We start from the raw sequence: 26,434 nt of genomic DNA on the forward strand, positions 1-26,434 counted from the left end.
TGCATGCTGCTGCACGAGACGCAGCGCTCGCGGGCCGAACTGCTCGGCCGTGTGGCCCCGCCGCAACGCGCCGAGCTCGCCCGTGAGACCCGCATCGGCGCGAGCTACGAGTGGCGCTGCACACGCGGTCATGATCGTTACCCGGCGACGATCGGCGAGGTGCTCACCGGGCCGAGCTGTGCGAAGTGCCGGGCGAACGCCGCGGCGCCCGGTGCCCGTCGCGAGGCCGGCGTCGCGTTCATGAAGCCCGGACTGCGGGTCGGCACCTCGCAGACCGAGCAGCGGCTGCGCGTGTTGCTCGGCGAACGAATCCGGCTGCACCACCGCGTCAACGCCGTGCGCATCGGGCGCATGTTCTACGGCCGGCAGGAGGTGTGGCCCGACATCCTCGTGCCGCAGTTGCGCATCGCGGTCGAGTACGACGATCCGGGCCGCTCGCGGCGAGCCCACCGGGGCCTGAAGGCAGGGTCGGATCACGAGAAGGACGAGGCGCTGCGCGAGGTCGGTTGGCAGGTGATCCGCATCAGGGCCGGCGGCCTCGATGCCCTCGGCCCGCACAGCATCGTCTGCCGGGCGCTCACGGTCGCCGTCGTCGACGAGGTCGTCACCATGATGCGCGAGATCCGCGGCGACGATGCGGTCGATGCGCTGCTCGTGCAGCAGCCGCTCAGCCCGATAGGGTGAGTCCACCCGAGCACCCCTCCCCGCCCGGGTACTCGCGCGCGCAGAGAGGCAGTCGATGCTCCTTCCGTTCCTCATCGTCGGAGGCGTCGGCCTCGTGCTCCTCCTCATCTCCCTCGTGCTGGGCGACATCTTCGACCACTTCGAGATCGGCGACGGCGCTCTCTCGGGCACCGCGCTCTCGGTCGGCATGGTCGTCTTCGGCGCATCGGGGGCGCTCGTGGCGAGCATGGGTCTCGAGCTCGTCTGGGTCTACGTGCTGTCGATCGTGCTCGCCGCGGTCGCCTACGTGCTGTGCGTGCTCGTGATCCGCAATCTCACCCGAAGCTCCGACGGGGCGCCCGCCTCCGCCATCGGGCTCTCAGGGGTCGCACGATCGGATGTCACCGCCTCCGGCGGCGAGGTCAGCCTCGACGGCCCCGGCGAGATCGAGCGACGGCTCGCATACTCCGACGATCCGATCGCCGAGGGCGCTCGCGTGCGCGTCGTCGAGCACGCCGGCAGTCGGGTGAAGGTCGTCGCCGGCTGAACCGCCGGCAGCTCCGCTCCCCCGCACCGCCCGTTCCGCCCGCAGCCCTGCTCTCTCTCGCACCACTCCGTTCCGCCCCGCACCCGCCCCGCGATTCCTCCCGAAAGGAACCCGATGCTCTCCCCTCTGCTGATCCAGGTCCTCTCCGTACTCGCGATCGTCGTCGCGCTGCTCGCACTCCTCACGTTCATCGCCCGGCGCATCCGCCGTGTGCCGCCGAACGAGGCGCTCGTCATCGTCGGTCGCGGGGCCGGCCGCACCGCGCCCGAGCAGTCGTCGGGGCAGCGCGTCGTCATCGGCGGCCGCACCTTCGTCTGGCCGATCCTGCAGCAGGGTTTCGCGATCTCGCTCGAGCAGCGTCAGATCGGCATCACCGTCGAGGGCGTCGACAAGAATCGCATCAAGATCGCGATCAAGGCCTCGATCAACTTCAAGGTCAGCGGCACCGAAGACGGCGTGCGCCGGGCGGCGCAGCGATTCCTCTCTCAGCAGGAGCTGCTCACCGAGATCATCAAGGAGTCCCTCGAGGGCTCGCTGCGCTCCATCGTGGGCGACATGACGATCGAGCAGATCATCTCCGACCGCAAGAGCCTCTCCGACCGCGTCGTCTCCGAGACCAAGACCGACCTCGTCGAGCAGGGCCTGCAGGTCGACCTGCTGAACATCTCCGACATCTCGACGCCCGGCAGCGAGTACCTGGCGAACCTCGGCCGCGCCGAGGCCGCCCGCGCCCGCCAGGTCGCCGAGGTGAGCGAGGCCGAGGCCGCCAGGGTCAGCGAGTTCGCGCGAATCGAGGCCGCCGAGCAGGTCGCCGAGCGGCAGAAGGCGCTGAGCCTGAAGCAGGCCACCATCAAGGCCGAGACCGATCGGGCCAACGCCGAGGCCGAGGCATCCGGCCAGCTGGCGAAGGCCGAGCAAGACAAACTCGTCGCCGTGCAGGAGCGCGACGCGCTCTCGGAGCAGGCGCTCGTGACGCAGGAGCGTCTCGACATCGAGATCCGCAAGCCCGCCGAGGCAGAGGCCTACGCCGAGGTGCAGCGCGCCACGGCACTCCGCGACGCCGCGAACGCGAGCACCGAGGCCGAGGCCTACAAGCGCACCAAGATCGCCGAGGCCAACAAGGTCGCCGCGGTGCAAGACGCCGAGGCATCCGCCACATCGGTGCGCTTCGCCGGTGAGGCCGAGCGCGACCGCCAGGTGGCGCTCGCCGCCGGTATCCGTGCCGACGGTGACGCCCGCGCCTCGGCGATCCAGGCCGAGGGTCTCGCCGAGGCCGCCGCGACCGATGCCAAGGCTATGGCGCTGAAGAAGTACGGCGAGGCCGCGCTCGCGCAAGAGATCATCTCGCGTCTGCCCGAGATCGTGCGCGCTGCGGCGGAGCCCATCTCGAACATCAAGACCCTCACCGTCGTGTCGACCGACGGCGCGAGCGCGATCACGAAGACCGTCGGCCAGGTGCTCGGCGAGGGCACCGAGGTCGTGAAATCGCTGACCGGGCTCGATGTCGGCTCGATCCTCGCCGGACTCGCGGGCGGCCAGCTCGTGAAGGCGACCGACAACGCTGCGGAGTGACGCACCGACTCCCGTCAGACCGAAGCGCCGAGCTGTCGGCGGAGAGGAAGCACCCGTGACGACGACGTCCACGAATCCAAGCACGCCCCCGGCGGGCCGTGCAAGCCGGCTCGGCCCGCGGCGCTGGGCGGTGCTCGCGCTCGTCGGCCTCGTCGGCCAGATCGCGTGGACCGTCGAGAACATGTACCTCAACGTGTTCGTGTACGACACGATCACCGATGATCCGGCGGTGCTCGCGGTGATGGTGGCCGCGAGCGCCGCGTCGGCCACCATCGCCACGCTCCTCGTGGGCGCATGGAGCGACCGCGTGGGTCGTCGCCGCATCTTCGTCGCCGGCGGGTACGTGCTGTGGGGCCTGTCGACCGCGGCGTTCGGACTCGTCACGGTCGATGGGCTCGCCGGCGCGGCATCCGTCGCCGGTGCAGTCGCCCTCGCCGTGCTCACCGTCATCGTGCTCGACTGCCTCATGAGCGTGCTCGGCTCGGGCGCCAACGACGCCGCGTTCAACGCCTGGGTGACCGACGTGACCGACACCACGAACCGCGGCCGCGTCGAAGCGGTGCTCGCGGCGCTGCCGCTCATCTCGATGCTGCTCGTGTTCGGGGTGCTCGACGGCCTGACCAGGGCGGGCGAATGGCGCGCCTTCTTCTTCACGATCGGCGTTGCGATCGTGATCGTGGGCGTGATCTCCTGGTTCCTGATGCGCGATTCGACCGCACCGCAGCGGCAGGGCGACGGCGTCTGGCGCTCGATCGCGTTCGGCCTGCGGCCGTCGACGATCCGCGCGAACCCGACGCTCTACCTCACGTTCGGGGCCTGGGCGGTCTTCGGCATCTCGACGCAGGTCTTCCTGCCGTACCTGATCATCTACCTGCAGCGAACCCTGCGCATCGACGGGTATGCGCTCGTGCTGGGCGTCGTGCTCCTCGGCGCGTCGGTCGTGAGCATCGTCGGCGGGCGGTTCATCGATCGAGTGGGCAAGGTGCGGTCGATACTCCCCGCCCTCGCGATCTACCTCGTCGGCCTCCTGCTCATGGCGTTCGTGCGCGACATCACGTGGGTCATCATCGCGGGGCTCGCGATGATGAGCGGGTTCATGCTCGTCGTGGCGGCGGTCGGGGCTGCTTCCCGTGACGCCACCCCGCGCGACCGCGCGGGGTCGGTGCAGGGACTCCGCATGATCTTCGCGATCCTGATCCCGATGGTCATCGGCCCGTTCATCGGCGCGGCGATCATCAGCGGCGCCGGCGAGACGTACGCCGAGCTCGGCGTCGTGAAGCAGGTGCCGACGGCCGGCATCTTCATCGGCGCAGCGGTGGTCGCGGTGCTCGTCGTCGTGCCGACGATCGCGCTCCTGCGCCGTGAGCGGCGTGAGCGGTCGGCGCAGCACGAGCAACCCGCAGCGGCAGCGCAGGCATGAGCCGCACCGGCATCAGCCGCGCCGGCCGACCGTTGCCGTCGGCGCTCCTCACGGAGTGGGGCGAACAGCTCGATCGCGAGCACCCGCTTCCCGAATATCCCCGGCCGCAGCTCGCTCGCGAATCGTATCTGAACCTCAACGGCGTCTGGCGGTACGCGATCACGCCAGATGGCGAGGCGCCCGGCGCCGTCGACGGTTCCAAGGGGTACGACGGGTACGACGGCGAGATCGTCGTGCCGTTCTCCCCCGAGTCGGTGCTCTCCGGAGTCGGCAGGCAGCTGCAGCCCGACGAGACGCTGCACTACCGCCGCACCTTCCACCTCGACGAGGGATTCGCTCCCGTCGGCGGGCGCATCCTGCTGCACTTCGGTGCCGTCGATCAGCGCTGCACCGTCGAGGTGAACGGCATCGTCGTCGGCGGGCACGTCGGCGGCTACCTGCCGTTCACGATCGACATCACCGACGCCGTCGGCGAATCGGGGCCGGGCGCAGAGCATGAGCTGGTCGTTCGCGTCACCGATCCGAGCGACACCGCGGAGTACTCCCGCGGCAAGCAGAAGCTCGATCGCGGCGGGATCTGGTACACCGCGCAGTCGGGCATCTGGCAGACCGTCTGGATCGAGGCGGTGCCCGCCGCGTGGATTGCGCGTCTCGAGTACGCGGCAGACCCGGCGAGCGGCGAGCTGACCGTCACCGTGCACGCCGGTGGGGCGGCGATCGAGCAGCTCGCGACCGTACGAGTCTCCGCCGATGGCGTGCCCGTGGGCGAAGGGCGATCGGCACCGGGGCATCCGCTCGTGCTCATGGTCGCCGAACCGAAGCCGTGGTCGCCCGAGCACCCGTTCCTCTACGACGTCGTGGTCGAGTACGGCGACGACCGCGTCGTGAGCTATGCGGGGCTCCGGAGCTTCGGCGTCGGTCCCGATGCCGCCGGGTTCCCACGTCTGCTGCTGAACGGCGAGCCGTACTTCCACGCCGGCGTGCTCGATCAGGGCTACTGGAGCGACGGGCTGTACACACCGCCGTCGGATGCGGCGATGCTATACGACATCAGCTCGATGAAGGAGCTCGGCTTCACGATGCTGCGCAAGCACATCAAGGTCGAACCGCTGCGCTGGTATCACCATGCCGACCGGCTCGGCATGCTCGTGTGGCAGGACGCGGTGAACGGCGGCGGTCGCTACGACCCGGTCGTGATCACGGCTCCCGTGCTGACACCGCTGCGACTCGACGACCGCCGCTACCGGGCGTTCCGGCGAACGGACCCCTCGGCGCGGGCGCACTGGCGCCAGGAGCTGCGGGACATGGTCGAGCACCTGCACAGCGTCGTCAGCATCGCGGTCTGGGTGCCGTTCAATGAGGGCTGGGGGCAGTTCGACGCCGTCGAGGTCACGGCGGAGCTGCGGCTCCTCGACCCGAGTCGGAGCATCGACCACGCGAGCGGATGGCACGATCAGGGTGCCGGCGACCTGACGAGCCTGCACGTGTACTTCCGTCGGTTCAGGGTGCCGCGACGCCGACCGGCGACGGCCCATCGAGCGCTCGTCGTCTCGGAGTACGGCGGATACAGCCAGCGCCTGCCCGAGCACAGCGTGACGCCGCGCGAGTTCGGCTACCAGCGGTTCGCCGACCGCGACGGCCTCGCTGCCGCCTTCGTGCGACTGCACGAGGAGGAGATCATCCCGACGCTCCCCCGCGGCCTCGCCGCCGTCGTGTACACCCAGCTCAGTGACGTCGAGGACGAGAGCAACGGTCTGCTGAGCTACGACCGCCGCGTCGTGAAGATGCCCGTCGCCGTCGTTCGGTCGGTGACCGAACGGTTGAGATTCCGCACCGACGACTGAGCGCACTCGGCAGAGGTTCGCTGCGACATCCGCCCGACTTGATTCGTCAGTCTGTAACATGTGTAATAGAATTCTGACATGTGCAAGGTGTTGCAATGAATTCGGAGACGAACTCCGAGGCGCTGAGTGCGAGGCTGGCGGCGATCGCCAGCCCGCAGCGCTTGCGCATCATCGCCGTGCTGCACGCGCAGTCGCTCCACGTGAGCGAACTCGCGCGCCGCCTCGGCATGAGTCGGGCACTGCTGTACATGCACCTCACCAGACTCGAGGAGGCCGGCTTCGTCGCCGGCCATCTCGAGATGTCCGATGGCGGAAAGGCGCTCAAGCTCTTCGAGCTCGTGCCGTTCACCATCACGATCGATGCCACGGCGATCGCCGCGGCCGTAGCGAACGACCACGAGACGGAGCACTGAACATGGACACCCCCGCCTGGGCCTACATCCCCTGGTTCGCTTGGATCGCCATCGCCGGAGTCATCGTGTGGGGCATCACCGTGGTCGCCGGCCGATTCGGCAACAAGAACCCCGAGCTGACGAAGGCCATCGAGCAGAGCACGGCGATCAACGAGAAGCTGCTCGCCAAGCTCGACACCATCGACGAGCGCCTCGGAGCCGTCGAGAAGACGCTCAAAGACATTCCCGAGTGACGCGAGGCGGCCGAAGCGCGCTCGGTGTGCAGAGCGCCGGTGGTCAGGGTGCGTACCGCTGCACGAATGCGAGCGCCTCGTCGGCGACCTCTCGCCAGCCCGAGTCGATCGTGAGCGAATGGCCGCGCCCCGGGATCGTGACGAGCTCGGTGACGCCGGGATTCTTCGCCTGGATCTTGTAGCTCGCGTTCGTGATCGCCGGTGGCACCGTGTGATCGTTCTCGCCGCCGATGATGAGCAGCGGCCCTCGATCGGGGTTCTTCGTGTCGACCTGCGTCTCACCGCCGAACGGGTTGAAGTTCGCGAACGCCGCCTGGAACAGCGCGACCCCTGCGGCCGGGACATGCAGCGTCTCGTACAGTCGACGCCCCTCTTCTTCACTCAGGTTGTTGGCCCAGCCGTAGCGGTACTGCTCCCACGTCAGCAGCACTCCGCGGCCCGCGTTCGCAGGATTCGTCAACACCGGTGCCGCCGACTTCAGCGCCGACGCCGGCAGTGGCAGCACTCCCTTGAACGGGGCATTGTCGATCGACACCGTCGCCGAGGCCGCTCCGGTTCCGGCGATCTTCTGGGCGATCAACCCGCCGAACGAGTGCCCGATCACGACCGGAGCGTGATCGAGCGCCGAGATCGCCTCGAGATAGTGATCGGTGACCTGCTGCACCATCTTGCGGGCGAACGCCTCGGGGTGATCGCGCGCCTCCAGCACGGTCGCCGGGTCATCGGGCCATCCCGGCGCCAGGGTGACGTAGCCGTTCTCCTCGAAGAAATCCCGCCACGGCTGCCAACTGCTCGACAACAGCCAGAGCCCGTGCACGAACACCACGGGCGTCCTCCCGCTCTCGTTCGCACGCGCGACCTCGGCGCGCTCCCATTCCGTCAGTGTCTGCGGCATGATGCCTCCTGCTTCGATCGGGTGAACGGGTCGGTGGTGTTCGAAGCTTCCTCACTTACAGGCCTCAGCACAAGAGCGGCGCGACGATCGCCAGTCGGCCAGCCCAGTGGCGGCGACGGGCGCGACGAACGAATGCGACGGGCAGTCGCGATGCTGTCACCAGAGCCACGGGGCCACAGAAGGGAAACACCACGACCGGCACCCACGCGACGCCATCGGCCCCCTCGCCGATTCGACCAGGGGGTCGAAATCACATGATTCGTTGACGCGCCCATCGTGACGCGCGCAAGGGATGGCACGAAGGTCGTATCGACGCCCACGACGAGTGGCCCGTAGGTTTCCGGTGTCCCGACCGCAACCGACGAGAGACGAGACCACATGGAGCAGCAGCCCGACACCGATGACCGGCGAGCGGGAGTGCGAACGAGGGGTCGCCGAGTGCTCGGACCGTTGCTGACGATCGTACTGAGCTGCCTCGCCCTGCCGATCACCTTCATGACGATGTTCCTGCTCACGACGAGCCTCTACGACTACGACTCCACGGGGCAGGGTGGACCGTTTCGGAGCTGCACGCCGGATTCTGCTGAGTGCACCGGCGTGAACCCGCTCGGCGTCCTGCTCTACAGCGCGGTGCTCGTCGGCGTCACGTTGGGCATCGGTCTCGCAGGCCAGGCCGCCGCCGCATTCCCTTCGCGGGTGATCGGAAGAATCTGCATGACCGCGCTGAGCGCGGCCGTGACAGTGACCGGTGCAGCCATCCTCATTCGCGCATGACTCCGCCCTATCGGCAGGACCTTCGTCACTCGTCACGGCGCTTCGCCGGCGTAGCTTCGCGCTGTTGCTACCGGAGAACACAGGTGGAGGAGGTTCATCATGAAGGTACTCGTCGCCTACGCGAGCAAGTACGGCGCGACGGAGGGCATCGCACGACGAATCGGGGAACGGCTGCGTGGGCATGAACTGGACGTCGATGTCGTCAAATGCAAGGACATGCGTGAGGCATCCGGGTACGACGCCTACGTCATCGGCTCAGCCGTGTACGAGTTCAATTGGCGCAAGGACGCCAGGAAGTTCGTCGAGCACAACGCGGCCGTGCTCGCCGCGAATCCGACGTGGCTGTTCTCAAGCGGCCCCGTCGGCACGGAGAAGTTCGACAATGACGGAAAGGATGTACTCGAGGGCGCTGCGCCCAAGCAGTACTCCGACTACGCGGGCCGGTTGCACCCTCGCGGGACCCAGGTGTTTCGTGGTGCGTACGACCGCGACAAGGTTCGCGGCGGTGACCGGATCATCGCGTGGATGCCGGCGATCCGCGACATCCTGCCTGAGGGAGACTTCCGGGAGTGGGACGCGATCGACGCGTGGGCCGATGCGATCGCCGACGACCTCGGCGCGACGGCTCGCATCTAGCCGGCTCACGGACGGGACGTTCGCGGTCGACCAGCGTCCGTCCGTAGAAGTCTCACGGCCATCCAGAGAAACCACGCGAGCAGGAGTACGTAACCGACCGCGATTATGCCCGCGATCAGTGGCATCCGGGTCCCGAGCGTCGCGAAGTCGCCCGTGAGAAGGAGGAGATTCGCGGCAAGCCCGACAACGCCGACGGGGCGCCACTGTCGGCTCCCCAGCATGAGGAACGACAATACGACGCCGCCACCCATCAGACCGGAACGGCCCCACTCACCCGTGACGGCCAGCACTGCGATCCCTGCCAGCGGCAGAAGGATCGAAAGACACATCCACAACCTGTGAGGCCGGGCAGGACCGGGCCAGGTGCCGCTGAAGGCCAACCCCGCCAGCGCGAGCATCACCACGTCGACAGGGTTCACGAATCCCAGCGAAACGAGTTCAACGCCGCCGACCCCGCCGTTGATACCGAAGAGAACGGCGAGCCACGGCCGCACGCCGGGTACTCCAAAGGCGAGTCCGATGATGCCGACGAGCAGGAGCAGTGCGACGAGCGCTGCCGCGATCCCGCCCGCCTCCGACCGTGCACGGCCTGAGACGCCCATCGATCGCTTCGGGGGCGTGTTGCCGCCGCGACACCTCATGACTCGTCCAATAGCGACAGCACATCGGCGGAATGGCAGCGCAGGGCGGTTGCTCGCATGTGGCCGATGCCAGTTCAGTACGTGAGGACGAGGCGAGCGGGTACGTCGCCCGCGAGTACCTCCTCGACAGCCTCGTTGACGTCGGCGAGATCGCGGGCCAGTGCAACCACTCGCGTACGACCGGCAGCGTGCAACGCGAACACCTCGGCGAGATCCTGACGCGTTCCCACGATCGATCCGATGATCGAGATGCCCTTGAGCACCGTGTCGAAGACCGGCACAGTGAGCATGCCCCCGGCCGGCAGGGAGACGAGCACGAGCCTGCCGCCCCGGTTGAGCGACGCGAAGGCCTGTCCGAACACCTGGGGTGCGACCGCGAGCACGATCGCCACGTCCGCGCCGCCGGCGGCGGCGATAGCCTCGACCGGGTCCATCGCAGCTGCGTTGACGACGTGGTCGGCACCGAGCTCGCGCGCGAGATCCAGCTTCTCCTCGGTGATGTCGACGGCGATGACGATCGCACCGACCAGCCGCGCATACTGCACCGCGAGATGCCCGAGCCCGCCGACGCCGAAGACGGCGACCCGCTCGCCCGGCACCACTCGCGCCGACTTCACCGCCGCATAGGTGGTCACCCCTGCACAGGTCAGTGGGGCGGCATCGAGTGACGAGACACCGGGTGGAACCGGCGTCGCGAACCGGGCCTCGGCGACCAGGTACTCGGCGTAGCCGCCATCGATCGAGTATCCGGTGTTCACTTGGCGCTCGCACAGGTTCTCGCGTCCGTCGATGCAGAAACGGCATTCGCCGCATGCCCGGCCGAGCCACGGCATCGCCACACGGTCGCCGACGGACCGTGAGGTGACGCCATCGCCGACCTCCTCGATGATGCCGACGCCCTCGTGGCCCGGTACGAACGGAAGGCCGGGCCTCACGGGCCAGTCGCCGCGCATGGCGTGGATGTCCGTGTGGCAGAGGCCGCACGCCTCGAGCCGGACGAGAACCTGACCCCGCCCTGGCCGTGGCACCGGCCGATCCATCACGGTGATCGGCTGGTCGAACGCGGTCACGACCGCTGCACGCATGTTGTCCTCCTCGAATGGACGGGTTCTACGTCACTTGAGATCGAGTCTTGTTCGGTCGACTCGCACCGATCGGGTCCTTGGTCCCTTCGCATCTCCAGGACGGGACGCCGCGCAGGACCTTCGCCGCGCAGGACCTTCGCCCCGTCGCCGATGCCGCAGTTCACGGAGGCTGATTCGCGTGGAATATGCCGAGGCGTCACCGATGAATCGCCCCCTCTCACCGGACGAACGCCGGCAACGCGGGGTTCGAATCACCCCGACCGAGGTGCGTAATCGCACCTTCGCGCGCCGTCACCTCGAACGCCGAGCGGATGCATGAGGGAAGAAGCGCCCTGGAATGCCGCTCACCATCCCTTCGAAGCCGCCGCCGCCCGCACCGCGGAGCGCTCGTACTCCCCTCGTCCGTTGGATCGTCGCCGTCGCAGTCGGAGAGGCGACCGGCTTCGCAGTCGCCGTCGTCGTGGCGATCGGCGCACTGCCGCTGCCAGATCCTTGGCGATATCTCACCATCGTGGCAGGAGGCGCTGTCGAGGGAGCGACGCTGGGTGCCGCTCAACTCATCGGCATGGGCGCACGTCGCCCTGACATTTCGAGGTGGCTCGGCGCCACGACACTCGGCGCGGCGGTCGCATGGTCGATCGGCATGCTTCCGAGCACGCTCCCGTTCTCCCTCACGTCCGCCCTCGGCGTTCTGCTGCTCAGCGCGGGAGCCGTCGCGCTGCTGGCGAGCATCCCCCTCGCGCAATGGCTGACGATCCGTCGGCGCGTGCACACGATCAGCTGGATCCCCGTGAACATGGGTGCTTGGGCGGTCGCCATCCTCTGGACCTTCACCCCGTCACCCTTCGTCGACGAATCGACCTCGATCGGCACGCTGATCGCGATCTACGCCGTTGCCGGGTTGCTGATGGCGCTCACCGTGGCCGCACTCACTGCGACCACCGCACGCAGGCTGTTCGATTGAACATCTGGGCGCGTTGCAGGACGGCGCATCCCGACCCAGCACGGCCCAGCCCCCCGTGGGCCGCCGGCTCTACCCGCCTCACGTCTCCGGTTCGGTGGCCGTGGCAGGACCGCGGAGCGCCCCGGTGGGCGCTTCCCGAGCAACCCGGAGCAGGTGCGGGATGAGGAGAATCAGCCAGACGATGGTGGGAAGGAGGGACACCATGGCAATCGTCAGCCCGACCACGCCGGCGTTCGCAGGCACCAGCATGGTCGCACCCGTGAGGATGCCGACGAGACCGGGCAGCCTGCCGAAGATGTGATGCCGGAGCATCGCGGCCGAGAAGAGGAGGGTGCTGATCGCTCCGAGGATGTAGCTGATGCCGAACGTGCCACCGTTATAGAGGGTGAGCAGGGTCGTGCCCGAGGCCCGTATTGCGGCTTCGTCGGTTACGGAGGTCGCTGCCGCATACTGGTCGCTCAGCATCAGCATCGAGAAGGTGGCTTCCCGGGAGACGACGAAGAGCACCACGCTGAAGAGCCCGATGACCAGTGCCAGCAGCCCCCACGCGGGAGAAGTCCGGCGGATCACCACGTACAACGTCAGGTAGAAGGGGATCATGACGAGATAGTCGAACGTCAGGAGGAGATCGAGGTCGAGGAGCCCGAGCAGCGGGTTGTCCTGGAACAACGCGAAGAAGGCTTCGACGGTACGCGGTGGTGGCGTGAGGATGAAAACCGCTGCCTGGAGGGGAATCATCACGACCACGATCACTGCTGCCGCGGCACCCAACCTGACCAGACCTCGCCATCCCGCGGCGACCGATTCGTTCGTCGTCGTTTCAATGGTCAACTCCACGCCTCCCTCTCGATCGAGGCATCGATGTACTGCGGAACCAGGATCGCGGGTCCCGAGAGATTCAGGAGCAGGTCATGGTTCGCCCGGCCGAGCGGCTGGAGCGACCGGCTCTCGATCGGCGTCGGTCTGCCACTGATCGTCACCACCGAGCGCCGTGAGGCCGCGGCGAGGGCTTCACCGGGAAGAGACTCGACGCGCCGTACCTCGACGCGTACCTGGGGCTCGACCTGTTCGGCTACGCCCGCGGCCTCAACGATCCGCTGATCGGGTCCTTCGTCGCGTGCTCGCCGCAACATCACCAGCGTCTCCCCCAGTCGTGCTGCCTCGGCTGCGGCGAAGCGCACGACGTCAGCCCAGCCTGGCGCTTCGCCGACGCCGACCACCACGCCGGTGCGGGCACGCGCGGACTCCACAGGGATCACCGCCATCGGCACCGGGGTGAGGCCGGCCAGTTGCAGGCTTCGTGAGCCGAATGCTCGGCCGTGGAAGTACCCGGTCTTGTGCGTGCCGATCACGACCATCGCGAACTCGCTCGATTCGTCGGACAACGTGAGCATCGGGTTCCCGCTCGCGAGCCCGACTCGCACCTGGGTGCTCGCGGCGACCTCTCGCGCGAACTCGAACTCGCGTTCTGCGATCGCTTCGGCGGACTCGCGCAACTCGTCCAAGGCGCGACTACCGATCGTGCCCCATTCGTCATCAACGACCATGAGCAACGCGACATCGACGCCGAGTGACTTCGCTCGTGCGAGCGCCCAAGTAATTGCAGCACGGCTGGCGACCGTGCCGTCGATGCCTACGAGCAACGGCCCCGCCCACGTCATCGCCCACCATCCATTCCGACTCTCGCACCAGCGTCGTCGATCGCTACTGGCTCGCCCGGGTCTTTGGTCCCACGCCGCCGACGGCGCCGCAGCTTTCGTGTGGCGTCCCGATGAGAGTGGTAGCCTGCCGCCATCCCTGCTCGGGAGGTGTCGTGGCGAATTCGCCGTCGTTGTCGTTCCCCGATGAGCCGCGGTCCGAACTCGACCGCACGCTGAGAGAGCTGGTCGACCGCGCTGCGGAGGTCATGCAGACGCAGGAGAGACTGCGATCGCTTCTCACCGCAACGCGGGCGGTGGTCGAGCCGATCGAGCTGCCGGTCGTGCTGAAACGAATCGTCGAGGCGGCGATGACACTCGCTGACGCCGAGTACGGCGCCCTCGGGGTGATCAGTCCACACGGAGGGCTGGAGGAGTTCATCTACGTCGGGGTGGAACCCGAGGTTGCCAAGCACATCGGGCACCTGCCCGAAGGACGCGGCATGCTCGGCGCCTTGATCGAGGATCCGCGACCCATCCGCCTCCGACACATCAGTGACGATTCACGATCGGTCGGCTTCCCGGACGGGCACCCTCCCATGGAGTCGTTCCTCGGGGTTCCCGTCAGAGTGCGTGACCAGGTGTTCGGCAATCTCTATCTGACCAACCGACGTTCAGGCGACTTCTCTGCCGAGGACGAGGAACTGGTGATCTCGCTGGCCGCGACCGCCGGATTCGCGATCGAGAATGCGCGGTTGTTCGCCGAAACGCGTGCTCGCGAACTCTGGGCGGCCGCCGCGGCTCAGATCGCCAGCGCATTGATCACGAGCCCAACCGCTGACGCAGGGCGAATCTTGGCCGATGAGCTCATCGAGCAGCTCGTGGCCGACCGCGTCTGCGTCGTCATCGCTGGCCCCGACCCGCTCACGCTCCAGGTGATCGAAGCGCGAGGTGTCGACGCCGATCGACTGGCCGGAACGGTGATCCCGTCGACGGAGTCGCACGCGGGATTCGTATCCGAGAGCGGGGAATCGCGTGAGTGTTCCGGCGAGGGCGCGGTCGGAGAGACATCCGAGGCCCTCGCGATCGTCGAAGGAGATGCGATCGGACCCACCCTGTTCGTGCCGATCCGCCGAGGTGGGTCGGTTTGGGGAGTGCTCGCATTCGCCAGATTGCCCGGCGCTCGTCGATATGATGCGGTCGAGCTCGACATCGCCGACGACTTCTCGAAGCGCATCGCTGTCGCGATGGAACTCGCACGAGCGCGCGAAGACGAGCAACGAGTCGCCCTGTTCGAAGACCGCTCGAGAATTGCACGCGACTTGCACGACCATGTCATCCAAGAACTCTTCGCGACGGGCCTGGAACTTCAGTCACTGGCCGCGCTCAGCGAGCGACCCGACACCACCCACCGCTTGGAAACGGCCGTCGCCACCTTGGATGAGAGCATCGCCCACATTCGCACCATCATCTTCTCGTTGACTCCCCGCGAGGACTCAAGCGCCTCGGCCCGACACCGGATCCTCCAACTCGCGGACGAGATGTCCAATGGCTTGCCTCAGCCCGTCGCCGTGAACTTCAGCGGGCCTGTCGATCTCGTCGTGACCGGAGGCCTATCCGAAGACCTCATCGCCGCGACGCGCGAGATGCTCACGAACACCGTCAAGCACGCGTCGGCGACCAGCGTACGCGTCGACGTATCCGTGCACGATGCAGCCGTGTACGCCGTGGTAGCCGACGACGGCGTGGGCATCCCGATCGACGGTCGGCGCAGCGGTATCGCCAATCTGCTCGACCGCGCTGAGCGGCGCGGCGGCACACTCCGGATCGACACGTCGGACCGGGGCACCACGCTCGAATGGCAGATCCCCGTGCTCATGCCGGACGGTACCCGATGATTCGCATCTTCCTCGTCGATGATCACGAAATCGTGCGGCGCGGCGTGGCAGAGCTGCTGCAGAGAGAACCCGACCTCGGTGTCGTCGGCGAGGCGGGAAGTGTCGCGCACGCGTTGGGGCGCATCGAATCGACGAGGCCGGACGTCGCAGTCCTCGACATGCGCTTGCCCGACGGCGACGGGATCGAACTCTGCCGGGAACTACGATCGCGGCATCCCAAGCTGCGGTGTCTGATCCTCACCGCCTACGACGACGAACAGGCGGCCACCGCGGCGGTGCTCGCGGGGGCGTCGGGGTATGTGCTGAAGAACATCAGAGGCTCGACACTCGTCGACGACATCCGTGCGGTGGCATCCGGGCGCAGGCTCAACAACGCATCTCTCACGCAGCGCGTCGCGACCAGGGCGTCCAACCCCGACCACGACGACCCCCGATTCGGATCCCTTGGACTGCGCGAACGCCAGGTGCTCTCTCTCATAGCCGATGGCCTGACGAATCGGCAGATCGGTGACCGACTCGGTCTCGCCGAGAAGACCGTGAAGAACTATGTGTCGGGACTGCTGAGCAAGCTCGGATTCGAGCGCCGCACCCAGGCGGCTGCATACCAGTCCGAGCGGCGCGCTCGGCAGCACGACGGCACTTCACCCTGAGCCGCGCGAGGGCTGCCGAGGGTATGGCCGGGCCGGCGTCACCAGACTGAAGACAGCGAGGCCGGCATCACCGGTCGCTACCCGCGGAGACGCGGGCAATCGGCGACGCGAGTGCCCGCTCGACCTCGGCGACGCGTGCCGCGGTACGCAGGAAGCTGTCAGGGTTCAGCGAGATCGAATCGATGCCCTCACGAACGAGGAACTCGGCGAAGTCAGGATAGTTGCTCGGCGCCTGACCGCAGATTCCCACCGGTATTCCGGCGGAATGGGCTGCGCGGATCGCCATCGAAACCATGCGCTCCACGGCTGGGTCTCGTTCGTCGAACAGGTCCGCGAGATCACCCGAGTCACGGTCCACGCCAAGCGTCAACTGCGTGAGGTCGTTCGAGCCGATCGAGAAGCCGTCGAATCGAGTCGCGAATTGCTCCGCCAGGATCACGTTCGATGGGATCTCGCACATCATGTAGACCTTGAGCCCGTCCGCGCCGCGCCTCAGGCCGTTCTCGCCCATGACGGCAAGAACCTGATCGGCTTCCGCCACGGTGCGGCAGAAAGGGATCATGACCACGACATTGCGGAACCCGAGCTCATTTCGCACACGAGCGATCGCTCGGCACTCGAGCTCGAACCCCTCGCGGTATCGCGTGTCGTAGTAGCGCGACGCCCCTCGGAACCCGATCATCGGGTTCTCCTCCGGGTGCTCGAAGTCCCGTCCACCGAGGAGGTGGGCGTACTCGTTCGACTTGAAGTCGCTCATTCGCACGATCACGGAGTTCGGATGGTAGGGCGCCGCGAGCATCGCGATCCCGCGAGCCAGCGTGTCGACGAAGAACTCGGTCGGGTCATCCCAGTCCTGGGTGAGCTCGGCGATCCGCCGGCGCTCATCCGCGTCCGTCACGCGGTCGGGGTGGATCAGAGCCATCGGATGCACGGCGATCGAGTTGCCGATGATGAACTCCATACGCGCGAGCCCGACACCCGCGGCCGGCAAGCGCCACCATTGGAGGGCGGCGGCAGGACTCGCGATGTTGACCATGAGCCGCGTGCGCGTGGCGGGGATCTCGCTCACGTCGACCTCGTTCCGCTCGAACGGCAGAAGACCGCGATACACGTGACCTTCCTCACCCTCGGCGCAACTCAATGTCACCGGTGTGCGGTCGACCAGCACGGCTGTTCCGTCGCCGGTGCCGACCACGGCCGGGATGCCGAGCTCGCGGCTCACGATCGCCGCATGACTTGTCGAACCGCCATGGTCGGTGACGATCCCAGCGGCACGGGACATGATCGGAACCCAGTCGGGATCGGTCATCTCGGTGACGAGAATCGCTCCGTCGCGGAAGCGATCGATCTCACTCGCATCGCGGATGATGCAGACCTCCCCGGCCGCGATCCCGTCACCGATCGCGGCGCCGCTCGCGAGCAGCGGGCCCTCGCCCGTGAGGCGGTTGACGACGAACACCGTGACGGACTTCGTGGCCTGCACTGTCTCCGGGCGGGCCTGCACGAGGAACAACTCGTGCGTCACGCCATCTTTCGCCCACTCCATGTCCATGGGCCGGCCGTAGTGCTCCTCGACGGCCGTCGCCCAACGCGCAAGCTGAACGATGTCGTCGTCGGAGAGGACGACGGCTCGACGCTCACGTTCCGTGGTGTCGATCGTCCGCGTCCGAGCGCTGGCACCTCGGCCGTACACCATCTTGCGCTGCTTGGCACCAACCGACTTCTCTATGATCGGCACGAGCTGCGGATCGTCGAGCAACGGCTTGAAGACCATGTACTTGTCGGGGTCCACGATGCCCTGCACGACGAGTTCGCCGAGTCCCCACGCCGCGCTGATCACCGCGACACGAGGGAATCCGCTCTCCGTGTCGATTGAGAACATCACTCCCGAGGCCCCACGGTCGCTTCGCACCATGCGCTGCACGCCGATCGAGAGGGCGATTTCGAGATCGTCGAAGCCCTTGAGCTGCCGATAGGCGATCGCTCGATCGGTGAAGAGCGACGCGTAACAGCGGCGACACGCGTCCATCAGGTCGCGTTCCCCGACGACGTTGAGGAACGTCTCCTGCTGCCCGGCGAAGCTCGCGTCAGGCAGGTCCTCGGCGGTTGCGCTACTGCGTATTGCGACGCTGAGTCGATCGCTGCCGGCACGTCGGGTGAGCTCCCGGTAGGCGGCGCCGACGGCCCCGGCGAAGCTCGAGGGAAACTCGCTCGACAGGAACGCCTCACGGATCGCCTCGCCGGCGAACGCCAGGGTCACCCCACCGCTGCGATACTCGCCGAGCGCATTGCTGATCCGGGCCTCGAGCCCATTGTGGGCGATGAAGGCTCGGTACGCGTCGGCCGTCGTCGCAAAACCGTCGGGCACACGGACGCCCACCGCCGAAAGGGACCGGATCATCTCGCCGAGCGAGGCGTTCTTTCCGCCCACTTGCGCGACATCGGCGATACCCACCTCGTCGAACCAGACCACGTCATCGGTGTTCATGCCGGTTACGGTAGTCAGCGCGCGGGACACCGCTCGGGACCTTCGACCCTGCTTCTCTCCTCGAATGCGACGTATGCTCGCGGCGAGCCACGGGTGGAGAGCCCTGACGGATGGGAATCAGACTGATGATGCGGGAGACGACGCAGCAGCCGGTGGACGATTTCATGTCGCAGGCCGACGCACTCATGAAGGCCCTGACGGATTTGCCCAGTTCAAATGAGGCGTCGCCGCTGCTCGAGGCGCTGGCGTCCACACAGCGTGCGCTCGCCGACATCTACGATCGACTTGCCGTGGCGCACGAACGGTCTGCGATGGCCGATCTGCGAGCAGAAGTCGCCGATGATCGCATTCCCGACAACCCTTCGTGGCTCGCCGCTGACGTCGCACTCCGCATAGCGGGGCAACTCGCGCGGCTCGCGGCGCAACAACTCGACGAGGCACATCGCGACAACGAGGTCGCAGTATGGTTCGACGACATCGAACAGAACGTGTAGGTGGCGTGACGTCCGCGGACTTCCTCTGTACAGGATCAGTGCCACCAGGTACCGCTCGTCGGCTCGGGTCCGAAGTCCCGAGTGGATGCCGCGGGCTCGCGGCATCCGTATGCAGAGCCACGCAAAAGCGTGCTTGTGGCCACGCCGCATTCAAGCCAAACTGAGGATCTCTTATCTTTGAGGCGGCCGAGCGGCGCATCCGACTCGCAGGACGCCTGGAATGGGCGTGGGGTGAGATCGATGGAAGAAGATCGTCGCACTGGCGCGGGCAGGCCGCTGAGCCGCCGCGCGTTCATCACGACCGCCGGGGCCGTCGGCGCGGGATTCGTACTCTATGCCGTCCTGCCGGGCGGCACCAGGGTCGCCGTGGCGCAGATCCCCGGCGGCACACTCGAGCCGGCCGACGTGCCGAAGTTCAAGACGCCGCTGCTCATCCCGCCGGTCATGCCGCGGGCCGGTACGATCGCCGCACAGGCCGGGAAGAAGATCGACTACTACGAGATCTCGGTGCGGCAGTTCGCGCAGCAGATCCTGCCCGCAAGCCTGCCGGCCACCACCGTGTGGGGATACGGTGCCGTGGCATCTGCGAAGAAGAACGGGTTGCTGCTGCACAACGCGCCGTCGCTCACGATCGAGTCGAAGTGGAACCAGCCGGTCCGGGTGAAGTGGATCAACGAGCTCGTCGACGGGGACGGGAACTTCCTGCCGCACCTGCTGCCGGTCGACCCGACGTTGCATTGGGCGAACCCGCCCGGCGGCACCGTAGGGCGCGACTCCCGACCGACGTTCGACACGACGCCGGGTGCCTACGACGGCCCTGTGCCGATCGTCACGCACCTGCACGGTGCGGCGGGCGTCGGCGACGAGAGCGACGGATACGCCGAGGCCTGGTACCTGCCCGCCGCTGACGACATCCCCGCCGGCTTCGCCACGGAGGGCACCTGGTACGAGTTCTTCGCCGGCAAAGCGAGCACTCGGAACGGCACGGACTGGGGGTCCGGCTACGCCGTCTTCCAGTACCCGAACGATCAGCGCGAGTCGACCCTCTGGTACCACGACCACACGCTGGGGATGACCCGGCTCAACGTGTACGCGGGCCCGGCGGGGTTCTTCCTCGTGCGCGGCGGTCCAGAGGGTGCGGATGCGGTGCTCGACAGCCGTTCGGGCACGACGGCCGTGCTCCCCGGCCCCGCCCCGAAGGAGAACGACAAGTTCCCGCCGAACAAGACGTATTACGAGATCCCCATCGCCGTGCAGGACCGCTCGTTCAACGCCGACGGCTCGCTCTTCTATCCCGACACCAGGGCGCTCTTCGACGGCATCGTCCGCGACTACTTCCCCGTGGGCGAGTTCTCGCCGATCTGGAACCCGGAGTTCTTCGGGAACATGATCATGGCCAACGGGAACACCTGGCCATTCCAGGTCGTCGAGCAACGCCGTTACCGGCTGCGGTTCCTGAACGGATGCCAGTCGAGGTTCCTGATCCTCGACTTCTCGGCGATCCCCGGCGCCGAAGTCTGGCAGATCGGCAACGAGGGCGGGTACCTCGCCGCGCCGGTGAACCTGACCACCGACCACGGCGGCCGGCTGCTCATGGGGCTCTCGGAACGCGCTGATCTCATCGTCGACTTCACCGGTGTCCCGATCGGGTCGTACGTTCTCGGCAACGTCGGCCCGGACGAGCCGTTCGGGGGTGGGGTCCCCGGCGTGGACTTCGAGCCCTCGGATGCCGCCTCGACGGGACAGATCATGCAGTTCCGGGTCGTCCCGGCTGTCGCGCCGGACCCGACCACCCCGCCGCGATCCCTCGTCCTCCCGGCGCGGACGCCGCTGGCGGCCGAGACGTCCACCCGGCCGCTCGCCCTCATCGAGAGGGCCGCGATCGGATTCGACGCAGATGGTCAGCCCGTCGAGGGCCCGACCGAGGCGGTGCTCGGCATCGTCGACGACGGCGTGCCGGTCCCACTCGACTGGGACGATGAGGTCACCGAAAACCCGCAGGTCGGCGACACCGAGGTGTGGGAGTTCGTGAACACCACCGGCGACGCGCATCCGATCCACATCCACGAGGCGGCTTTCGAGGTGGTCGGGCGCGAAGGACTCGTCCTCGACGAGGAGGGCGAGGTCGCCGTGCCGATCCAACCCAACGGCGTCACCACACCGCCGGAGCCCTGGGAGACCGGGGTGAAGGACTCGGTGATCTCCTACCCGGGCGAGGTCACGCGTGTGCGGCTCGAGTTCGTGCGTCCGGGCCAGTTCGTCTGGCACTGCCACATCGTCGAGCACGAGGACAACGAGATGATGCGGCCCTACCGCATCGGGCCCGAACAGTCCGGGCAGCCGGGGGTCCAGGGCTGAGTCCGGCCGCATGAGCATCGCGACCCCGTCGCGCCCCGCTCACGCCTCGCGTCTGATCGGGCGCGGGACCCAGTCTCCGCAGCCGCTCCGGTAGGCGGCATCCATCTCTTGTCCATGCTTCGATCAGACAGTACGGTTGCAGGCGCGCGGGACCAATGACCCGTCGAGCGAGCCGGCAGGAGCCGAGACTGTTGCCGTGTTCCGTGATCGAATCGCCGGCGGCATCCAACTGCTGAGCCACCTGCACGAATACCGCAACGAAGACGCCGTGGTCCTCGGTCTCCCGCGTGGGGGTGTGCCGGTGGCCGCCGTCATCGCGGAGGGCCTTGACGCTCCGCTCGATGTGATCGTGGTCCGAAAGCTCGGGCTGCCGTTCCAGCCCGAGGTTGCCATGGGCGCCGTCGCCGAAGGTGACACCGAGGTGCTGCATTCCCAACTGATCACCCAGGCCGGCGTATCCTCGGCCCAGCTCACGGAAATCGAGCGTCGCGAGCGCAACACGCTCGACCGGCGTGTGGATCTCCTACGTCGCGGCAGTGCGCCGGAGTCCCTCGAGGGTCGCACCGCGATCGTCGTGGACGACGGACTCGCGACCGGGGCCACCGCCGAGGCTGCGTGTCGAGCGGCTCGCTCCCGCCGCGCCCGACGAGTCGTCGTCGCTGCCCCGGTGGGACCGAGGGATGCCGCACGCCGTGTGCCATCGGCCGATGAGGTCATCTGTGCGGAGGTGCCGGATCGATTTCACGCGGTGGGGCAGGCGTACGCCGAGTTCGAACCGACGAGCGACGAGGAGGTCGTTCTCCTGTTGGACGACGCCCGACGCCGAAAACGGGGCGAGTCCTGGCGACCGATGGCGACGATCACGTCGACAGAGGTGACGGTGACCACCGACGACGTGAGCCCACGGGCAACCCTCGGCTGGCCGTCCGATCCGACCGGCTTCGTGGTGTTCGCTCACGGAAGCGGAAGCAGTCGACGAAGTCCGCGCAACCGTGTGGTCGCCGACGCACTCAACCGGGCCGGGTTGGGGACGCTCCTCCTCGACCTGCTCTCGCCCGCTGAGGAGTCCGATCGCTCCAACGTCTTCGACATCCCACTGCTCGGCACACGACTCGTGGCTGCGGTGGAATGGCTCCGTGGGGAGTCGGTCGCTGCTGGGCTGCCGATCGGATACTTCGGGGCGAGCACCGGTGCCGGCGCCGCCCTCTGGGCGGCTGCGGATCCTCGGAGCGGAATCGTTGCGGTGGTCTCGCGGGGTGGGCGACCCGACCTGGCCGGCGACCGCCTCCGGCGAGTTGCGGCGCCGGTGATGCTCATCGTCGGCGGTGCTGACTCCACTGTCCTCGAACTCAACCGTCATGCTCAGGCTCAGCTGGGCGGACCGAGCCGGCTCATCGTCATCCCGGGAGCAACGCACCTGTTCGAGGAGTCAGGCGCCCTCGCAGAAGTGGCCATCGTCGCCCGGAGATGGTTTCTCGACCACTTCGTTCCTGCCGACGCCGACCCGCCAATCGGAGGCGCGCCGTGAATGGCGGCAATACCTGCGCAGCGACGTCCGCTGCGAACCAGAAGCGGGTCAGACCTTCGGCGCGACGATCAGCATGGGCGCCGGCGGCTCCACCAGCAGGTCGTGGCTGACCGATCCGAGGAGGAACCGTGCGAAACCTCCGGATCCGTGGCTCGCGACGACGAGCAGTGCCGCCGTCGTGGCGATCCTCCGGAGTACATCGACGGGGGCGCCGGTCTCGAGGCGGCCGGTCGGCTTCGCTCCCAGCTCCCATGCGTACCCGACAGCCTCGTCGAGGAGCTCCCGGTGGATCTCCTCGAGCGTGTCGACGTCGGACCCGTACTCCCTCAGCGCGGTGTCCCATTCAGCGGGTACCTGCCACACGTGGACGATCTCCAATGGTGCGCCGAGGCGGTCTGCCTCAGCCGCAGCGATCTCGACGGCGGCCATCGACGCATGCGAGCCGTCGACCCCGGCGACCACGGCGTCCCGCCGTTCGGTCGCCGGGATCTCCGGGATGACCGCCACGAGTCCCCCTCCGCGGCGGCCGGCCAAGCGTGATCCGAGGGTCCATCTGGTCGTTCGGCGGTGGTTCGGACCGCCGACGACGATGAGCGCATCGGGGGCGAGACGTTCCCCGAGCACGTCGATCGCCGAACCGTGCACGACCTCCGTCTCCACACGGAGGTCCGGACGCGTCGCGCGAAGGTGATCGGCGACGTCCATCAGCTTGATCCGCTCCGCCGATCGTTCACCCGTAGCCTGCAGGTACTCGCTGCCGGTCGGCTTCCCCCCGATCGCATGAACGAGCGTGAGCGGGACCTCCTTGCACTGGTCTGCGGCCCACTCCGCTGCCGCCTGTGATTCGGGCGTCCCGTCCCAACCCGCAATGACCTTGGTGAACATGCATTCAGGATCCCGCCCGCGCCGACCGTGCGATGGGTCCAAGGTCACATGGAGTCCATCACCTCCGTGCGGGCTGCTCACGAACGGAGCGGCACGGTTCATCATCGTGCCGCACCCGACCGCCGGCTGAGGGCGACCGCGGCGGCGGCCGCAGTGAGTGTCCATGCAACGAGCACGATCAGGTCGATCCATGGAACCGACGGGTCCTGCGGGAGCCAGCTCGTCGCGAGCCCATGCTGCAGATGTGCCAGCGGGAACACAGCCCCGATCGTCCGCATCCACTCCGGCGGATCGGCGAGGAAGACCTCGGAGAAGAATGCCAGGACGAAGAGCGAGAGCAGGGCGACGGCGCCGACCGCCCGTGTACTCCGGACTGCCGATACCAGCAGGTGTCCGCACGCGACGAGCGAGCCGGCGCCGATCACCACCACGACCGCGCTGACCATCAGACCCGCCACCGTCGGCCCGACACCCGTGGTCAGCGCGGCCGTCGAGACGAGCACCGCGGCGACCACCAGCGCGAGCACGCAAGATGCGGCGCCTCGACCGACGGCCAACTCCCCCAGACCACTCGGTGTAGCGGCGACGCGCTTGAGCACCCCCCGCTCGCGCGATCGTGCAACGCCCTCCGCGGTGTTCATGTACGCAACGACGGCGATGCCCCACGTCGCCATGCTCGCCGTCGTGAACGTGGCGACCGGAATGCCGTCGGCTCGTTCCGCCGCACCGATCGCCGTCAGGAGCAGGAACAGCCCGACCGGCACGGCAATGGAGAAGAAGAGGTCACCAGGTCGCCGGAGGATCACGCTCAGCGCCACTGTCGCGTGGGCGAACGAGCGATTCACGGTGCGAGAACGGGCTTCCGGTGCATCGTCGGCCCGCAGGCTCGCGGTGCCTCGGGGCCGCGTCGACGGCTCGTCGATTCGGGCACGAGACGCGGCAGAGGGTGGGACCCTCCCGTTCGAGAGCCTGGAACTTGCCTCGGTCAGCGGCCGTGTACTCGGCACCCACCGGAAGGTCACCGATGCGGTGATTGCGCCGGCGACCCCCCAAGCGGCGATCACCGCGAGTTGCGGGAGCGCCCACTGGGCACCCGAGCGAGTCAGGTCGAACTGAGCCTGCAGGGCCGTGACGAATGGCTCCAACGGAAAGAACCGCGCGACGGCGTCGACCCATTCGGGCAGGCCGTCGCCGATCACGAAGACACCCGAGGTGAATGAGAGCGCGACAGCGGCGCCGATCGCGATCACCTCGGCCAGCCGCGCGCTCCGCGTCAGCGACGCCGTCGCCATCCCGAGTGCGCAGAAGGCGAGCAGCGCCACTGCGACCGTCACGACGAAGGGGACGACGGATGCCACGGGGATCCGTACCCCGTAGACGGTCACCGCCAGGAGCGTCGTGGTGGCCACCGACACGGTGCCGAGCACCGCGGCGGCACCGACTTGTCCCCCGACGAATGCCCAACCCGGCATCGGCGTCGACCTGAGCCGCTTCAGCACGAGGCGCTCCTTGGCCTCCCCCACCGCCACCGCGATCGAGGGCATCGTCGCGAAGAAGGCGCCCATCGCGATGGCCGACGGGGCCGCGTACTGCATCACGCGGACCCCGGTCGTGGGATCGACGACGGCGTTGCCGGCGACGAAGCCGATGAGCACGAGCCACGCGATCGGCATGCCGAATGAGAAGATGACGGCGATCACGGAACTCCGCAGCCCACGAATCCCGTGCGCGATCTGGATGGCCAGGTCCGAGAGCGGCGAGTACGGGTCGGCAACAGCCCGTCGGCGCCTCGCACCGGCGTGCATGCTCACGATGACGGCCCTGCGTCGGCCAGCTCAGCCCGCTCTCCGACCAATTCGAGGTAGGCGTCCTCGAGTGTCGGCCGGCTGACATCGAGCGCGGGCAGCTCGAATCCGGCGTCGATCGCCCACCCGGTGAGCTCATGCACGATGGTCGAAGGATGCCGCGTAGCCAACCGCCAACCCGCTCCGTCCGGGTCGAGTTCGACGCCCAGATCGGGCAGGTCCTCGACGGCCAGCCCGGGAGGAAGCCGGAACGAGACCGTCGCGCCCTCCCGCCCCGCCGCCAGTTCCGACGGCGTGCCCAGTGCCACCAGCCGCCCGGCCACGAGGACCCCCACCCGATCGGCGAGCCGCTCGGCCTCATCGAGGTAGTGGGTTGTGAGGAGGACGGTTGTCCCACGCGCCTTCAAGCGCTCGATCAGCGACCATGCCTGGCGTCGAGCGGCCGGGTCGAATCCAACGGTCGGCTCGTCCAGGAACAGCACGTCGGGGTTGCCGACCAGCCCGAGCGCGAGGTCCAGCCGTCGGCGTTGACCGCCGGAGAGGGTCCGCACCTTCGCAGACCGCCGGCGCGAGAGGCCGACCATGTCAAGGACCTCGTCCACGTCGAGCGGGCGGGCGAACAGCGCGTGGAAGTACCGCACCGACTCCCGGACGGTCGATTCGTCATCGAATCCGGCTTCCTGCAGCACCACGCCGATCCGCTCCCGAAACGCGCGTTCGCGCCGCTGGGGGTCGTGGCCGAGCACGAGGACGGTGCCGCTGTCGGGTCGGCGATGTCCCTCGAGGATCTCGACCGTGGTGGTCTTCCCGGCGCCGTTCGGGCCGAGCAGGGCGAACACCTCCCCAGACGGGATCCGCAGCGAGAGTCCGTCGACCACCGTGATGCCGTCATAGGCCTTCGACAGCTCGTGTACCTCGATCGCGGGCACAGGACCCCCCTTTCCACGCGATGGACGATACGCAGAAGCGACGCGTGCCGGCGGGACCTTCGTCCCCGCCGGCAC

24 protein-coding genes are annotated in these 26,434 nt (G+C 67.8%); 15 read left to right on the plus strand and 9 right to left on the minus strand.

Translation table 11 applies throughout. From position 1 onward, the window contains the following. Positions 1–3 precede the first annotated feature (3 nt). From ACWGST_RS09820 to ACWGST_RS09850, 7 genes are all read left to right on the plus strand, one after another. Positions 4–684: a hypothetical protein gene (locus ACWGST_RS09820; protein WP_452046473.1), complete on the plus strand. Its 681-nt coding sequence runs from the start codon at positions 4–6 to the stop codon at positions 682–684. A gap of 55 nt (positions 685–739) precedes the next feature. After that, positions 740–1,210, plus strand: a complete 471-nt coding sequence (locus tag ACWGST_RS09825) for an NfeD family protein (protein WP_452046474.1) — start codon at positions 740–742, stop codon at positions 1,208–1,210. 114 nt (positions 1,211–1,324) lie between these two features. Continuing rightward, the gene (locus tag ACWGST_RS09830) at positions 1,325–2,782 is read left to right on the plus strand and encodes a flotillin family protein (protein ID WP_452046475.1); all 1,458 of its coding nucleotides are present in this window, start codon (positions 1,325–1,327) and stop codon (positions 2,780–2,782) included. Between the two features lie 55 nt (positions 2,783–2,837). Continuing rightward, entirely contained in the window at positions 2,838–4,202 is a 1,365-nt protein-coding gene (locus ACWGST_RS09835) for an MFS transporter (RefSeq protein ID WP_452046476.1), read from the plus strand. Next, the gene (locus ACWGST_RS09840) at positions 4,199–6,046 is read left to right on the plus strand and encodes a glycoside hydrolase family 2 protein (protein ID WP_452046477.1); all 1,848 of its coding nucleotides are present in this window, start codon (positions 4,199–4,201) and stop codon (positions 6,044–6,046) included. The genes ACWGST_RS09835 and ACWGST_RS09840 overlap by 4 nt, the downstream gene beginning before the upstream one ends. Positions 6,047–6,141: 95 nt before the next feature. Further along, on the plus strand, positions 6,142–6,459 hold the full coding sequence (locus tag ACWGST_RS09845; RefSeq protein ID WP_452046478.1) for an ArsR/SmtB family transcription factor: 318 nt from the start codon (positions 6,142–6,144) through the stop codon (positions 6,457–6,459). Positions 6,460–6,461: 2 nt separating this feature from the next. Continuing rightward, positions 6,462–6,692, plus strand: a complete 231-nt coding sequence (locus tag ACWGST_RS09850; protein WP_452046479.1) for a hypothetical protein — start codon at positions 6,462–6,464, stop codon at positions 6,690–6,692. 43 nt (positions 6,693–6,735) lie between these two features. Here the strand turns inward: ACWGST_RS09850 and ACWGST_RS09855 are convergent, their stop codons facing one another. Then, the gene (locus ACWGST_RS09855) at positions 6,736–7,587 is read right to left on the minus strand and encodes an alpha/beta hydrolase (protein ID WP_452046480.1); all 852 of its coding nucleotides are present in this window, start codon (positions 7,585–7,587) and stop codon (positions 6,736–6,738) included. 378 nt (positions 7,588–7,965) lie between these two features. Between ACWGST_RS09855 and ACWGST_RS09860 the strand changes: the two genes are divergently transcribed. Next, the gene (locus tag ACWGST_RS09860) at positions 7,966–8,361 is read left to right on the plus strand and encodes a hypothetical protein (protein WP_452046481.1); all 396 of its coding nucleotides are present in this window, start codon (positions 7,966–7,968) and stop codon (positions 8,359–8,361) included. A gap of 99 nt (positions 8,362–8,460) precedes the next feature. Further along, positions 8,461–8,997 (plus strand): flavodoxin domain-containing protein, encoded by a 537-nt coding sequence (locus ACWGST_RS09865; RefSeq protein ID WP_452046482.1) that lies wholly within the window; start codon positions 8,461–8,463, stop codon positions 8,995–8,997. Between the two features lie 5 nt (positions 8,998–9,002). On the opposite strand, the gene ACWGST_RS09870 is transcribed toward ACWGST_RS09865, so the two are convergent. Both ACWGST_RS09870 and ACWGST_RS09875 read right to left on the minus strand, forming a co-directional pair. Next, a complete protein-coding gene (locus ACWGST_RS09870) occupies positions 9,003–9,599 on the minus strand; it encodes a hypothetical protein (RefSeq protein WP_452046483.1) in 597 nt (198 codons plus the stop codon). Between the two features lie 113 nt (positions 9,600–9,712). Continuing rightward, on the minus strand, positions 9,713–10,723 hold the full coding sequence (locus ACWGST_RS09875; protein WP_452046484.1) for a zinc-dependent alcohol dehydrogenase: 1,011 nt from the start codon (positions 10,721–10,723) through the stop codon (positions 9,713–9,715). A gap of 337 nt (positions 10,724–11,060) precedes the next feature. Between ACWGST_RS09875 and ACWGST_RS09880 the strand changes: the two genes are divergently transcribed. Further along, positions 11,061–11,687: a hypothetical protein gene (locus ACWGST_RS09880; protein WP_452046485.1), complete on the plus strand. Its 627-nt coding sequence runs from the start codon at positions 11,061–11,063 to the stop codon at positions 11,685–11,687. Between the two features lie 78 nt (positions 11,688–11,765). On the opposite strand, the gene ACWGST_RS09885 is transcribed toward ACWGST_RS09880, so the two are convergent. Further along, positions 11,766–12,524: a DUF4386 family protein gene (locus ACWGST_RS09885; protein ID WP_452046486.1), complete on the minus strand. Its 759-nt coding sequence runs from the start codon at positions 12,522–12,524 to the stop codon at positions 11,766–11,768. Beyond that, a complete protein-coding gene (locus ACWGST_RS09890; protein WP_452046487.1) occupies positions 12,515–13,348 on the minus strand; it encodes a universal stress protein in 834 nt (277 codons plus the stop codon). Before ACWGST_RS09890 ends, ACWGST_RS09885 begins: the two co-directional genes overlap by 10 nt. A gap of 152 nt (positions 13,349–13,500) precedes the next feature. Between ACWGST_RS09890 and ACWGST_RS09895 the strand changes: the two genes are divergently transcribed. After that, a complete protein-coding gene (locus tag ACWGST_RS09895) occupies positions 13,501–15,222 on the plus strand; it encodes a sensor histidine kinase (RefSeq protein ID WP_452046488.1) in 1,722 nt (573 codons plus the stop codon). Further along, complete coding sequence (locus ACWGST_RS09900; RefSeq protein WP_452046489.1) at positions 15,219–15,872, plus strand: response regulator; 654 nt, start codon at positions 15,219–15,221, stop codon at positions 15,870–15,872. Before ACWGST_RS09895 ends, ACWGST_RS09900 begins: the two co-directional genes overlap by 4 nt. A 67-nt stretch (positions 15,873–15,939) precedes the next feature. Here the strand turns inward: ACWGST_RS09900 and ppsA are convergent, their stop codons facing one another. Next, a complete protein-coding gene (gene ppsA, locus ACWGST_RS09905) occupies positions 15,940–18,360 on the minus strand; it encodes a phosphoenolpyruvate synthase (protein ID WP_452046495.1) in 2,421 nt (806 codons plus the stop codon). Positions 18,361–18,485: 125 nt separating this feature from the next. Here ppsA and ACWGST_RS09910 point away from each other — a divergent pair, with 125 nt between their 5' ends. From ACWGST_RS09910 to ACWGST_RS09920, 3 genes are all read left to right on the plus strand, one after another. Beyond that, a complete protein-coding gene (locus ACWGST_RS09910; protein ID WP_452046490.1) occupies positions 18,486–18,854 on the plus strand; it encodes a hypothetical protein in 369 nt (122 codons plus the stop codon). Positions 18,855–19,094: 240 nt separating this feature from the next. Beyond that, positions 19,095–21,212, plus strand: coding sequence for a multicopper oxidase family protein (locus tag ACWGST_RS09915; RefSeq protein ID WP_452046491.1), 2,118 nt, complete (start codon positions 19,095–19,097; stop codon positions 21,210–21,212). A gap of 196 nt (positions 21,213–21,408) precedes the next feature. Then, positions 21,409–22,740 carry a phosphoribosyltransferase family protein gene (locus tag ACWGST_RS09920; RefSeq protein ID WP_452046492.1) on the plus strand — a complete coding sequence of 444 codons (1,332 nt, stop codon included), beginning with the start codon at positions 21,409–21,411 and terminating at the stop codon, positions 22,738–22,740. A 48-nt stretch (positions 22,741–22,788) separates the two neighbouring features. Here ACWGST_RS09920 and ACWGST_RS09925 read toward each other — a convergent pair whose 3' ends face one another. From ACWGST_RS09925 to ACWGST_RS09935, 3 genes are all read right to left on the minus strand, one after another. Further along, complete coding sequence (locus ACWGST_RS09925; RefSeq protein ID WP_452046496.1) at positions 22,789–23,817, minus strand: universal stress protein; 1,029 nt, start codon at positions 23,815–23,817, stop codon at positions 22,789–22,791. Then, a complete protein-coding gene (locus ACWGST_RS09930; protein WP_452046493.1) occupies positions 23,727–25,325 on the minus strand; it encodes an ABC transporter permease in 1,599 nt (532 codons plus the stop codon). The genes ACWGST_RS09925 and ACWGST_RS09930 overlap by 91 nt, the downstream gene beginning before the upstream one ends. 107 nt (positions 25,326–25,432) lie before the next feature. Then, positions 25,433–26,359: an ABC transporter ATP-binding protein gene (locus ACWGST_RS09935; protein ID WP_452046494.1), complete on the minus strand. Its 927-nt coding sequence runs from the start codon at positions 26,357–26,359 to the stop codon at positions 25,433–25,435. Positions 26,360–26,434 lie beyond the last annotated feature (75 nt).

The sequence above is a fragment of the Agromyces sp. NPDC055520 genome (genome assembly GCF_053619715.1).

Excerpts from the sequence above, each read along its gene's own strand:
- ACWGST_RS09865 (WP_452046482.1), top strand. The coding sequence starts at position 8,461 with ATGAAGGTACTCGTCGCCTACGCGAGCAAGTACGGCGCGACGGAGGGC.
- ACWGST_RS09910 (WP_452046490.1), top strand. The coding sequence starts at position 18,486 with ATGATGCGGGAGACGACGCAGCAGCCGGTGGACGATTTCATGTCGCAG.
- ACWGST_RS09830 (WP_452046475.1), top strand. The coding sequence starts at position 1,325 with ATGCTCTCCCCTCTGCTGATCCAGGTCCTCTCCGTACTCGCGATCGTC.
- ACWGST_RS09840 (WP_452046477.1), top strand. The coding sequence starts at position 4,199 with ATGAGCCGCACCGGCATCAGCCGCGCCGGCCGACCGTTGCCGTCGGCG.
- ACWGST_RS09855 (WP_452046480.1), bottom strand. The coding sequence starts at position 7,587 with ATGCCGCAGACACTGACGGAATGGGAGCGCGCCGAGGTCGCGCGTGCG.
- ACWGST_RS09850 (WP_452046479.1), top strand. The coding sequence starts at position 6,462 with ATGGACACCCCCGCCTGGGCCTACATCCCCTGGTTCGCTTGGATCGCC.
- ACWGST_RS09820 (WP_452046473.1), top strand. The coding sequence starts at position 4 with ATGCTGCTGCACGAGACGCAGCGCTCGCGGGCCGAACTGCTCGGCCGT.
- ppsA (WP_452046495.1), bottom strand. The coding sequence starts at position 18,360 with ATGAACACCGATGACGTGGTCTGGTTCGACGAGGTGGGTATCGCCGAT.
- ACWGST_RS09890 (WP_452046487.1), bottom strand. The coding sequence starts at position 13,348 with ATGACGTGGGCGGGGCCGTTGCTCGTAGGCATCGACGGCACGGTCGCC.
- ACWGST_RS09825 (WP_452046474.1), top strand. The coding sequence starts at position 740 with ATGCTCCTTCCGTTCCTCATCGTCGGAGGCGTCGGCCTCGTGCTCCTC.
- ACWGST_RS09880 (WP_452046485.1), top strand. The coding sequence starts at position 11,061 with ATGCCGCTCACCATCCCTTCGAAGCCGCCGCCGCCCGCACCGCGGAGC.
- ACWGST_RS09870 (WP_452046483.1), bottom strand. The coding sequence starts at position 9,599 with ATGGGCGTCTCAGGCCGTGCACGGTCGGAGGCGGGCGGGATCGCGGCA.
- ACWGST_RS09900 (WP_452046489.1), top strand. The coding sequence starts at position 15,219 with ATGATTCGCATCTTCCTCGTCGATGATCACGAAATCGTGCGGCGCGGC.
- ACWGST_RS09845 (WP_452046478.1), top strand. The coding sequence starts at position 6,142 with ATGAATTCGGAGACGAACTCCGAGGCGCTGAGTGCGAGGCTGGCGGCG.
- ACWGST_RS09915 (WP_452046491.1), top strand. The coding sequence starts at position 19,095 with ATGGAAGAAGATCGTCGCACTGGCGCGGGCAGGCCGCTGAGCCGCCGC.
- ACWGST_RS09875 (WP_452046484.1), bottom strand. The coding sequence starts at position 10,723 with ATGCGTGCAGCGGTCGTGACCGCGTTCGACCAGCCGATCACCGTGATG.
- ACWGST_RS09925 (WP_452046496.1), bottom strand. The coding sequence starts at position 23,817 with ATGGATCGACCTGATCGTGCTCGTTGCATGGACACTCACTGCGGCCGC.
- ACWGST_RS09860 (WP_452046481.1), top strand. The coding sequence starts at position 7,966 with ATGGAGCAGCAGCCCGACACCGATGACCGGCGAGCGGGAGTGCGAACG.